The sequence below is a fragment of the Streptomyces sp. NPDC059679 genome (genome assembly GCF_042734105.1).
In the GTDB taxonomy this organism is placed as follows: domain Bacteria; phylum Actinomycetota; class Actinomycetes; order Streptomycetales; family Streptomycetaceae; genus Streptomyces.
Window position 1 is genome coordinate 1 of sequence record NZ_JBHWES010000073.1, and the last position, 10,783, is coordinate 10,783.

A 10,783-nucleotide genomic window follows, 5' to 3' on the forward strand; every position below is an offset into this window, starting at 1 on the left:
GGCGTCGGCCCACCGCCGACGCCGGGCCCCTTGTCATGTCCGGCCTCCCTCCTCACACAATCCATCTTGGCAACCGGTCGCATCCCCCGGCTCAGCTGTTCGCTCCCGCTCCATTGACCCTCTCGCGAGCACGGCCATACCGTAGAGACCGGTTGCTATAGAGACCGGTTGCTATGACATCCCCCGAGCCGGAGGCCGTGCCTTGCCCGAACGCCCACTGGCGTTGTTCGCCATGAGTACGAAGACCCTGCCCAGCGTCTACCCGCCCGAGGTACTGGACCGGCTGCGGGCCTCCGTGGAGGTCGATCCGTCGCTGATCGCCGAGGATTTCCGGGATCCCCGGGTGCGGAGCGCCCTCGGCCGGGCCGAGATCCTGCTGACCGGGTGGGGCTGCCCGTTGATCGACGCGGCGGTGCTCGACGCCGCACCCAAGCTGCGTGCCGTGCTGCACGCCGCGGGCTCGGTCAAGGGCATCATGGCCCCCGGCTGGTGGAAGCGCGGGCTGGTCGTCTCGTCCGCCGCGGACGCCAACGCGCTGCCGGTCGCCGAGTACACCCTCGGCATGATCATCCTGACGGGCAAGGACCTCTTCGCCGCCCGCGAGCGCTACCGCTCGCTGCGCACCTTCCCCCTCGCCGAGATCATCCCCGGCATCGGCAACTTCGGGCGGCGCGTCGGCATCGTCGGCGCCTCGCGGATCGGACGGCGCGTCATCGAGCTGCTGCGCCCGCTGGACTTCGAGGTGTTCCTCGCCGATCCGTACGTCGGCGAGGCCGAGGCGGCCGCGCTGGGCGTCCAGTTGCTGTCGCTGGACGCACTGCTCCAGCGCAGCGACATCGTCTCGATCCACGCCCCCGCGACCCCTGAGACCCACCATCTGATCGGCCGCCGTGAGCTCGCGCTGATGGCGGACGGCGCGGTGCTGATCAACACCGCGCGTGGCAGCCTGGTGGACCACGACGCACTGACCGAGGAGGTGCGCACCGCGCGGCTCAGCGCCGTCCTCGACGTCACGGAGCCGGAGCCGCTGCCTGCCGACTCCCCCCTCTTCGAATCGCCGGGCGTCTTCATCACCCCGCACCTGGCGGGGTCGCAGGGCAACGAGGTACGCCGGCTCGGCCTGTCCGCGGTGGGTGAGTTGGAGCGGCTGCTGGCCGGGGTGCCGCTGTCCCATCAGGTGGATCACACGGAGCTGGAACGCGCCGCGTGAGCCAGGCGACCCCGGCCGGCGTCCGCCGCGCCCCGGCCGACACTCGCCCTGCCCCGGTCGGCGCCCGCCCTGCCCGCTAGCAATCGATCTCTATCACAAATCGCGCCGGACTCTGAGCTACCGGTTCGTACCACCGACCATGAGCAGCGAATTTACCAGGGTCCGAGAATTTCCGCGCACGACATCTTGTCCAGCGGGACCCCCACCTCTAGCTCCCACAGAGACCGATTTCTATGGTCCGATCACCGGCTCCCCGCGAGGAATTCATGAACAGCAAGCGGGTCAGAGTGGCCACCTGTGCGGCGGTGGTGCTCTCCGTCGTCCTGACCGGCTGCGGCGGCGGTGATGGCGGCACGACCGGGAAGGCCGAGGGCCCGGTCACCATCGAGTACTGGGACTGGCTCGAGGCCAAGAACGTCGATCCGGTGGTCGCCAAGTTCAACGCGACGCACAAGGACATCAAGCTCAAGTTTGTGAAGCAGGCCGACAACCCCGGCACCCAGCAGAATCTGCGCAACGCGGTCGCCGCCCAGAAACACGTCCCGTGTCTGGTCCAGAACTTCGGCGAGGCGCCGTCCCTGGCCTCCGAGGGGCTGGCCCAGGACGTGACGGAGGAGCTGGCGCCGTAATCTGACGAAGGGCCTGTTCGCCGAGTCGGCGCTGCCCTCCGCGCGGGCGGTGGACAAGTACTACGCGGTCCCGGGCGGCGCCACGCCCCCGTTCACGCCCGGTGTACGGCAACGAGCGCACGTTCACCGTCGACCTGCCCGCCGACCACACCGGGACCACCGTGACCGACCTGGTCACCGGCCGGGAACTGCCGGTCGTGGGGGGCGCGGTGCGGATCGGTCCGAAGAGCGGTCTGGTGCTCAAGCTCTCCTCCGACGAGGCCACTGCCGCGCCGCCCGCCCACGTCGACTTCGTGCACACCCTGCCCGGCGACGGCTCCATCGCGGTCACCTGGCAGACCACCGCGGGCGCCACGCACTACGAGGTACGCCGGGCGACCCGCGCCGGCGGCCCGTACACGCTGCTCGCGCCGAAGGCCACCGGCCGCTACCACCTGGATCGCACCGCCCGGCCCGGCGTCACCTACTACTACACGGTCACCGGCGTGAACGAGCAGGGCTCCGGCCTGCCGTCGCACACCGTACGCGCCGAGCTGCCCGCTCCCGTCACGCCCGGGCTGCTGCGGTCCGGGTGGCGCGACGACGCGCTCGGCGGCGCGCATCCGGGCAGCACCGCCGTACGCGGCACCACGGTCCGCGTCCTGGGGGCTCACGGCGACGGGCTGGGCGAGGGCGACGACTACGACGTGCTGAAGCGGGACATCGAGGACGCGCTGCACTACGCGAGCCGCCCCGCGGCCGGAAGCTGGACGCTGACCGCCCGCCTGGAGACGGCACGCTCCTCGCTCACCGGTCTGATGCTGCGCGACAAGCTCGCCGCCAACACCCGCTATCTGTTCTTCGGCGCCGACCGGGACGGCAATCTCGTGCTGCGCAACCGCACCCGCGACAGCCGCCACGACTGGCAGGACGACAAGCGCTCGCCGATCGTCGACAAGCTCGACGGCCACACCCTGGCCGCGACCCCGTATCTGCGGCTCGTCCGGGACTTCGCCACCCACCGGGTGCAGGCCCAGACCTCCCCCGACGGCGACACCTGGCTGACGGTCGGCACGCTGTTCACACCGCTGCCGTACGCCGTCCACGCGGGCCTCGCCGCCATCGGGGACGCCACCTTCGCGCGGGTGGCGCTGGAGGACCTGCCGGCGCAGGCGCTGCTGGTGTCGGTCGAGCGGGACGCCTCCACCGTCACCGTCCGCTGGAACAAGCCCGACGACGCGATCGGCTTCACCCTGGCCCGTTCCACCGACGGCGAGAAGTGGGAGAACGTGGTCGAGAACACCCGCGGCTACGCCCACAAGGAGGAGGGGTTCCGGCACGGCAAGCGCTACTACAAGGTGACGGCCACCCTCGTCGGCGGCGGGACCCGGACCACGGCCGAACCCGCCGTCGCCGTCGCCGAGACTCTCGCCCAGCTGCTGGCCCGCGCCCGGAAGACCCCCGCGGCCGACTGGACGAAGAAGAGCTACGCCGCGTTCACCGCCGAGCTCGACCGGATCGAGAAGGCGGCGAAGGAGGCCGGGGCCGATCAGGACGCCCTGATCGACGCCGCATACGCGGCGTATGAGCTGCTGGTGTCCGTGGACACGCTGCTGCGCAAGTTCGAGATCGCGCAGGGCATGGTCCAGGCGTCCACCATCGAGTGGCCGGGGAAGGGCACCAAGGAGTCCAACGGCTGGAAGGCGTTCGACGGCGACACCGCCACGTACACCGACACCCTGGCCGCCGAGAGCTGGATCGACATCGACGCCGGCGACAAGGGGCCAATCACCGTCGACCGGATCCGTGTCCATCCCCGGACCGACGCCGCGGACAAGATCCTGCGCGCGAACGGCACCGTGTTCCGCGGCTCCGACGACGGCGGGCAGACCTGGACGGATCTGCATACGCTGAGCGGGATCTCCGCCGCCCAGTGGTACGAGGTGAAGCTCCCCGAACGTGCCTCGTACCGGCTGATCCGCGTCCTCGACGGCCACAACGGGCGCTGCAACCTCGCCGAGATCGAGTTCTGGTATCTGCTGCCCGACACGGAGTGACACCGCGTGCACCGTGCGCGCATCGCCGGCCGTGAAGCGGGGGCGACACGCCTGGCCTGACCGCACCGCCATGGGGTACCGGAGAGGGGCACGTCTACCCTGATCTGGCCGTCCCTCGGCGGTGCGTTCGGTTTTGGAAAGCGACAGGAGTGCACGATGGCCACTTCCACCCCAGTGGAAGCCCCTCCGGAGGGGCCGGGTGAGAGCCGTTTGCGCGCCTGGATGCTCAAAGGTCTGTCCGATATGGGCAGAAAGCCGGGCGTGCAGACCCAGGGCTCCGAGGGCCCCGGGGGCTCTGGGGGCGCCGAGGGCCACCGCGGTCAGCGATGGTGGCGGGTGATGTGCCTGACCGGTGTGGACTACTTCTCCACGCTCGGCTATCAGCCAGGCATCGCCGCCCTGGCCGCCGGGCTGCTGTCCCCCATCGCCACCCTGGTGCTGGTGGCCGTCACCCTGGCCGGTGCGCTGCCGGTCTACCGGCGGGTCGCGCAGGAGAGCCCGCACGGCGAGGGGTCCATCGCCATGCTGGAGCGGCTGCTGACCTTCTGGAAGGGCAAGCTGTTCGTCCTGACGCTGCTGGGGTTCGCCGCCACCGACTTCCTGATCACCATCACCCTCTCCGCGGCCGACGCCTCCACCCACCTGGTCGAGAACCCGCATTTCACCAGCGCCCTGCACGGCCATGAGGTGGTCATCACGCTGGGCCTGGTCGCCCTCCTCGGCGCGGTCTTCCTCAAGGGCTTCACGGAGGCCATCGGGGTGGCGGTGGTCCTGGTCGGCGTCTATCTGGTGCTCAACGCGGTAGTGGTGCTGGTCGGCCTGTGGCATGTGGCCACCGCCTCCCACGTGGTCACCGACTGGTCCCAGGCGCTCACCGCCGAACACGGCAATCCGCTCGTCATGGTCGGCCTGGCTCTGGTGGTGTTCCCCAAGCTGGCGCTCGGTCTGTCCGGTTTCGAGACCGGCGTGGCCGTCATGCCCCATGTCGACGGCGGCCCCGGTGACACCGAGGAGCGGCCCGCCGGGCGGATCCGGGACACCAAGAAGCTGCTCACCACCGCCGCGGTGATCATGAGCGTCTTCCTGATCGCCAGCAGCTTCATCACCACCCTCCTCATCCCCCAGGACGAGTTCAAGGACGGCGGCCAGGCCAACGGCCGCGCGCTCGCCTTCCTGGCGCATGAGTACCTGGGCTCCGGGTTCGGCAGTGTCTACGACGCCGCGACCGTCGGCATCCTGTGGTTCGCCGGCGCCTCGGCCATGGCCGGGCTGCTCAACCTCATGCCGCGCTATCTGCCCCGTTACGGCATGGCGCCGCACTGGGCCCGCGCCGTACGCCCCATGGTCATCGTCTTCATCCTGGTCGCCTTCCTGGTCACCTGGATCTTCGACGCCGACGTCGACGCCCAGGGCGGCGCCTACGCCACCGGGGTGCTGGTCCTGATGACCTCCGCCGCGATCGCCGTCACCATCGCTGCCCGGCGCGCCGGACAGCGCGGCTGGACCATCGGCTTCGGCGTCATCTCCGCCGTCTTCGGGTACACGACCGCGGTCAATGTCGTGGAGCGGCCCGACGGTGTGAAGATCGGCGCCTGTTTCATCGCGGGCATCATGGCCGTCTCCCTGCTGTCCCGGCTGGCCCGCGCCTTCGAGCTGCGCGTCACCGAGGTGGACCTGGACCCCATGGCCGAGCGGTTCGTCCGTGACACCGCCACCCGCCGGATGCGGTTCATCGCCAATGAGCCCGACAGCCGCGACGCGGCCGAGTACCGCGACAAGATCCAGCAGATCCGGGCGGACAACGACATCCCCGTCGAGGAGGACTTCGTCTTCGTCGAGGTCACCGTCCGCGACCCCTCCGACTTCGAATCCGCGCTGCGCGTCCGGGGCGAGGTGCTGCACGGGCGCTACCGGGTGCTCACCCTCGACGGCTCCAGCATCCCCAACTCCCTGGCCGCGCTGCTGCTGCAGGTGCGGGACCTGACCGGGTGCCGGCCGCATATCTACTTCGAGTGGACCGAAGGCAGCCCCTTCGCCCAGTTCCTGCGGTTCTTCCTGTTCGGCCAGGGCGAGGTCGCCCCGGTGACCCGCGAGGTGCTGCGCGAGGCCGAGCCCGACCGGACCCGCCGCCCCCACGTACACGTCGGCTGAGCCACCACCGGGCCCGGCCTCCGGGGTGGCCGCTCGACGTCACCTGTCACCGGCCAGCGCGGCGTTGAGCTCGACGACGTTCACGCGCTTCTCGCCGAGGAAGCCGAGGACCCGGCCCTGGACGTGTGCGGCGACGAGCCGCCGTACCGTCGCCGGCTTGAGACCGCGGGCCTTGGCGACGCGGTTGACCTGCTGATAGGCGTACGTCGGCGAGATATGTGGGTCGAGGCCGGAGCCGGACGCGGTGACGGCGTCGACCGGTACGTCCTCGGGGTCGACCCTGTCGTACGCGGCGACGGCTGCGCGCCGCTGCTCGACCGTCCTGACCAGGTCCGGGTTGTTCGGCCCCAGGTTGGACGCGCCGGAGGCCAGCGGGTCGTACCCGCCGGCGGAGGGGCGGGGCCGGAACCACTGGGCGTCGGGTCCGACGTTCTGGCCGATCAGGCTGGAGCCAACGGTCCTGCCGCGGCGTTCGATCCGCGAACCGTCCGCCTGGTCCCGGAACGCCAGCTGCGCCACGCCGGTGACGGCGAGGGGATAGAGGATGCCGGTCACCGCGGTGAACACGAGCAGCAGCCGCAGGGCGGACAGGTGACGGCGGACCGTGCGGGGAAGGGGGCCGGGCATGGGGTCGCCTTCTTCCTGTGTCGGTGGTCAGCCTGTGTCGGGGTCAGCGCAGTCCCGGGATGAACTGGACGATCAGGTCGATCAGCTTGATGCCGAGGAAGGGCAGGACGAGCCCGCCCAGGCCGTAGACCCGGATGTTGCGGCTCAGCAGGGACGCCGCCGAGGACGGGCGGTAGCGCACTCCGCGCAGCGCCAGCGGGATCAGCGCGACGATGATCAGGGCGTTGAAGACGATCGCCGAGGCGATGGCCGAGGTGGGGCTGTGCAACCGCATGATGTTGAGCTTGTCCAGGCCGGGGTAGACCGCGGCGAACATCGCGGGGATGATCGCGAAGTACTTGGCGACGTCGTTGGCGATCGAGAAGGTGGTCAGCGCACCACGGGTGATCAGCAGCTGTTTGCCGATCTCGACGATCTCGATCAGCTTGGTCGGGTTGGAGTCCAGGTCCACCATGTTCCCGGCCTCCTTGGCGGCCGAGGTGCCGGTGTTCATGGCCACGCCGACGTCCGCCTGGGCAAGCGCCGGGGCGTCGTTGGTCCCGTCGCCGGTCATCGCGACCAGTTTGCCGCCCGCCTGCTCTGTTCTGATGAGCGCCATCTTGTCCTCGGGCGTGGCCTCGGCGAGGAAGTCGTCGACCCCCGCCTCGTCGGCGATCGCGCGGGCGGTCAGCGGGTTGTCGCCCGTGATCATGACGGTGCGGATGCCCATGCGGCGCAGCTCCTCGAACCGCTCCCGCATACCGTGTTTGACGACGTCCTTGAGGTGGATGACGCCCAGGATCCGGGCGGTCCCCTCAGTACGCTCGGCGACCACGAGCGGGGTGCCGCCCGATTCGGAGATCCGGTCCACGACGCCCTGGACCTCGTCGCCGGGCCGCCCGCCGTGTTCGTTCACCCAGGCGGTGACGGCTGCGGCGGCGCCCTTGCGGACCTGTCGGCCTTCGACGTTCACGCCGCTCATCCGGGTCTGGGCGGTGAAGGGCAGGTATTCGGCGCGGGCCAGCTCGCCCTCGTCGCGGGCGCGCAGTCCGTACCGCTCCTTGGCGAGGACGACCACCGAGCGGCCCTCGGGGGTCTCGTCGGCGAGCGAGGAGAGCTGGGCCGCGTCCGCGAGGTCGTCGACGGCCACCCCGTCGACCGGCAGGAACTCGGCGGCCTGGCGGTTGCCGAAGGTGATGGTGCCGGTCTTGTCCAGCAGCAGGGTGTTGACGTCGCCCGCGGCCTCGACGGCCCGGCCGGACATCGCGAGCACATTGCGCTGGACGAGCCGGTCCATCCCGGCGATGCCGATCGCGGACAGCAGGGCGCCGATGGTGGTCGGGATGAGCGCGACCACGAGGGCGACCAGGACGACGATGGTCTGCTCGGCGTGCGCGTAGACGGCGAACGGCTGGAGGGTGACGACCGCGAGCAGAAAGATGATCGTGAGCGAGGCGAGCAGGATGTTCAGCGCGATCTCGTTCGGTGTCTTCTGCCGTGCGGCGCCCTCCACCAGGGCGATCATCCGGTCGATGAAGGTCTCCCCCGGCTTGGAGGTGATCTTGACGACGATCCGGTCGGACAGCACCTTGGTGCCGCCGGTGACCGCGGACCGGTCGCCCCCGGACTCGCGGATGACCGGGGCCGACTCGCCCGTGATCGCGGACTCGTCGACCGAGGCCACGCCCTCGACGACATCGCCGTCACCCGGGACGGTCTGCCCCGCCTCGACGACCACATGGTCGCCCAGCCGGAGGTCGGCCGCGGGCACCGACTCCTCGCCCACCGCGTCACCGGTGGCCCCGTCGGCGGTCTTCGCACCCGGCCGCCAGTCGATGAGCCGACGGGCGACCGTGGCGGTCTTGGTCCGCCGCAGTGTCTCCGCCTGGGCCTTGCCGCGGCCCTCGGCCACGGCCTCGGACAGATTGGCGAAGACCGCGGTCAGCCAGAGCCATACGGTGATCACCCAGGCGAAGACGCTCGGGTTCTTGATGGCCGAGAGGGTGGTGAGTACCGCCCCGACCTCCACGACGAACATCACCGGGTTCCTGACCATGGTCCGGGGGTCGAGCTTTCCGACCGCGTCGGGCAGGGAGGTGAAGAGCTGTCGGGGGTCGAGCAGACCGCCCGAGACCCGGTGCGACGTAGCTTCGGCGGTGGTCGAGGACATCACTGAAGACCTTCCGCGAGCGGGCCCAGGGAGAGTGCGGGGAAGTAGGTGAGGCCGACGACGATCAGGACCACGCCGGTCAGCAGCCCGACGAACTGCGGCCGGTGGGTGGGCAGCGTACCGGCCGTGACGGGCACCGGCTGCTGCCGCGCCAGCGACCCGGCCAGCGCCAGCACGAACACCATGGGCAGATAGCGGCCGAACAGCATGACCAGGCCGAGTGCGGTGTTGTACCAGGCGGTGTTCGCGCCGAGTCCGGCGAAGGCGGAGCCGTTGTTGTTGGCGGCCGAGGTGAAGGCGTACAGCACCTCGGAGAAGCCGTGCGGCCCGTGGTTGAGCATGGCGGCCCGCTCGCCCGGCAGCGCCATGGCCAGACCCGCGCCCACCAGCACGATCGCCGGTGTGGTCAGGATGTACAGGGACGCGAACTTGATCTCCCGGCTGCCGAGCTTCTTGCCCAGGTATTCGGGGGTGCGGCCGACCATCAGCCCGGCCACGAAGACCGCGATGATCGCCAGGATGAGGATTCCGTAGAGGCCGGAGCCGGTGCCGCCGGGCGCGATCTCGCCCAGCATCATGTTGAAGATGGTCATCCCGCCGCCGAACGGCGTGTAGGAGTCATGGAAGGAGTTGACCGCTCCGCAGGAGGTGAGGGTGGTGGACGCGGCGAACAGGGCCGAGGCCCAGATGCCGAAGCGCTGCTCCTTGCCCTCCATCATTCCGCCCGCCGCATGGCCCGCCTGGCTGCTGACACTGTGCGCTTCGGCGACGGTCACGATCGCGATCGAGGCCGCCCAGATCACGGCCATGACCGTGACGATCGCATAGCCCTGGCGGTGGTCCCCGACCATCCGCCCGAAGGTGCGCGGCAGGGAGAACGAGATCACCAGCAGGAGGTAGATCTCCAGCCAGTTGGTGAAGGGGTTGGGGTTCTCGAAGGGGTGGGCGGAGTTGGCGTTGTAGAAGCCTCCGCCATTGGTACCCAGCTCCTTGATCACCTCCTGTGAGGCGACCGGGCCTCCGATGAGGTTCTGGTGGCCCCCGGCGACGGTCCGGATCGACTCGACACCGTGGAAGTTCTGGATCACCCCGCCCGCGACCAGCACGATCGCGAAGACGAACGCGATGGGCAGCAGCACCCGCAGCACGATCCGGGTGAGGTCCACCCAGAAGTTGCCGACCTGCTCGGTCCGCTCCCGGGTGAAACCGCGGATCAGGGCGGCGACAACGGCGATGCCCACGGCCGCGGAGACGAAGTTCTGCACCGCGAGGCCGGCCATCTGCACCAGATGGCCCAGCGTCGACTCGCCCGAGTACGACTGCCAGTTGGTGTTGGTGACGAAGGACGCCGCGGTGTTGAACGCCTGGTCCGCGGGCATCGGCCGGCTGCCGAGCGAGAGCAGCAGATGGTTCTGCAGCCGCAGGAATCCGTACAGGAAGAGGACGGACACCGCGGAGAACGCGAGCACCCCGCGCAGATAGGCCGGCCACCCCTGGTCGGCGTCGCCGTCCACGCCGCCGAGCCGGTAGACCAGCCGCTCGGCGGCGAGATGCCGCGAGGTGGTCAGGGTGTGGGCCAGGTGGTCGCCCAGCGGCCGGTACGACAGGGCCAGCGCGGCCACCAGCGCGAGGATCTGCAGCCAGCCCGCGAGGGCGCCGGTCACGAGAACTTCTCCGGGAAGATCAGGGCCAGCACCAGATAGACGAGGAGAGCCACGGCCACGACGAGCCCGACGACGTTGTCGACGCTCACGGTGCCTCTCCGTTCGCCCCGCCGCGGCGCAGAGGTGCGGCCTTCGCGGTCGTGTGCGGACCGGCGGCCACGCGTGCGACGCTCACAGTGCCTTCTGGTTCGCTTCTCCGCCCCCGCGGCGACAGCGGGCGAATCGCGGTCGTGTGCGGACCGGCGGCCGCGCGTGCGACGCTCACAGTGCCTTCTGGTTCGCTTCTCCGCCCCCGCGGCGACAGCGGGCGAATCGCG

At 70.2% G+C, this 10,783-nt stretch carries 8 protein-coding genes; 4 read left to right on the plus strand and 4 right to left on the minus strand.

Annotated elements, in window-relative coordinates; translation table 11 throughout:
- Nucleotides 1-202: 202 nt before the first annotated feature.
- The 4 genes from ACFV2X_RS45835 (at nt 203) to ACFV2X_RS45850 (ending at nt 6,026) form a co-directional block, all read left to right on the plus strand.
- Nucleotides 203-1,210, plus strand: coding sequence for a hydroxyacid dehydrogenase (locus ACFV2X_RS45835; RefSeq protein ID WP_385627965.1), 1,008 nt, complete (start codon nt 203-205; stop codon nt 1,208-1,210).
- Nucleotides 1,211-1,476: 266 nt separating this feature from the next.
- The gene (locus ACFV2X_RS45840; protein ID WP_385627966.1) at nt 1,477-1,839 is read left to right on the plus strand and encodes a hypothetical protein; all 363 of its coding nucleotides are present in this window, start codon (nt 1,477-1,479) and stop codon (nt 1,837-1,839) included.
- 101 nt (nt 1,840-1,940) lie between these two features.
- Nucleotides 1,941-3,875 carry a discoidin domain-containing protein gene (locus ACFV2X_RS45845; RefSeq protein ID WP_385627968.1) on the plus strand — a complete coding sequence of 645 codons (1,935 nt, stop codon included), beginning with the start codon at nt 1,941-1,943 and terminating at the stop codon, nt 3,873-3,875.
- A 156-nt stretch (nt 3,876-4,031) separates the two neighbouring features.
- The gene (locus ACFV2X_RS45850; RefSeq protein WP_385627969.1) at nt 4,032-6,026 is read left to right on the plus strand and encodes an amino acid transporter; all 1,995 of its coding nucleotides are present in this window, start codon (nt 4,032-4,034) and stop codon (nt 6,024-6,026) included.
- Between the two features lie 39 nt (nt 6,027-6,065).
- Here ACFV2X_RS45850 and kdpC read toward each other — a convergent pair whose 3' ends face one another.
- From kdpC to kdpF, 4 genes are read right to left on the minus strand one after another with little or no spacing between them, the layout of a single operon-like run.
- Nucleotides 6,066-6,653, minus strand: a complete 588-nt coding sequence (kdpC, locus tag ACFV2X_RS45855; protein ID WP_385627971.1) for a potassium-transporting ATPase subunit KdpC — start codon at nt 6,651-6,653, stop codon at nt 6,066-6,068.
- 43 nt (nt 6,654-6,696) lie between these two features.
- The gene (kdpB, locus tag ACFV2X_RS45860; RefSeq protein WP_385627973.1) at nt 6,697-8,802 is read right to left on the minus strand and encodes a potassium-transporting ATPase subunit KdpB; all 2,106 of its coding nucleotides are present in this window, start codon (nt 8,800-8,802) and stop codon (nt 6,697-6,699) included.
- Complete coding sequence (gene kdpA / locus ACFV2X_RS45865; protein ID WP_385627976.1) at nt 8,802-10,466, minus strand: potassium-transporting ATPase subunit KdpA; 1,665 nt, start codon at nt 10,464-10,466, stop codon at nt 8,802-8,804. The genes kdpB and kdpA overlap by 1 nt, the downstream gene beginning before the upstream one ends.
- The gene (kdpF, locus tag ACFV2X_RS45870; protein WP_358643855.1) at nt 10,463-10,555 is read right to left on the minus strand and encodes a K(+)-transporting ATPase subunit F; all 93 of its coding nucleotides are present in this window, start codon (nt 10,553-10,555) and stop codon (nt 10,463-10,465) included. The genes kdpA and kdpF overlap by 4 nt, the downstream gene beginning before the upstream one ends.
- Between the last annotated feature and the right edge of the window lie 228 nt (nt 10,556-10,783).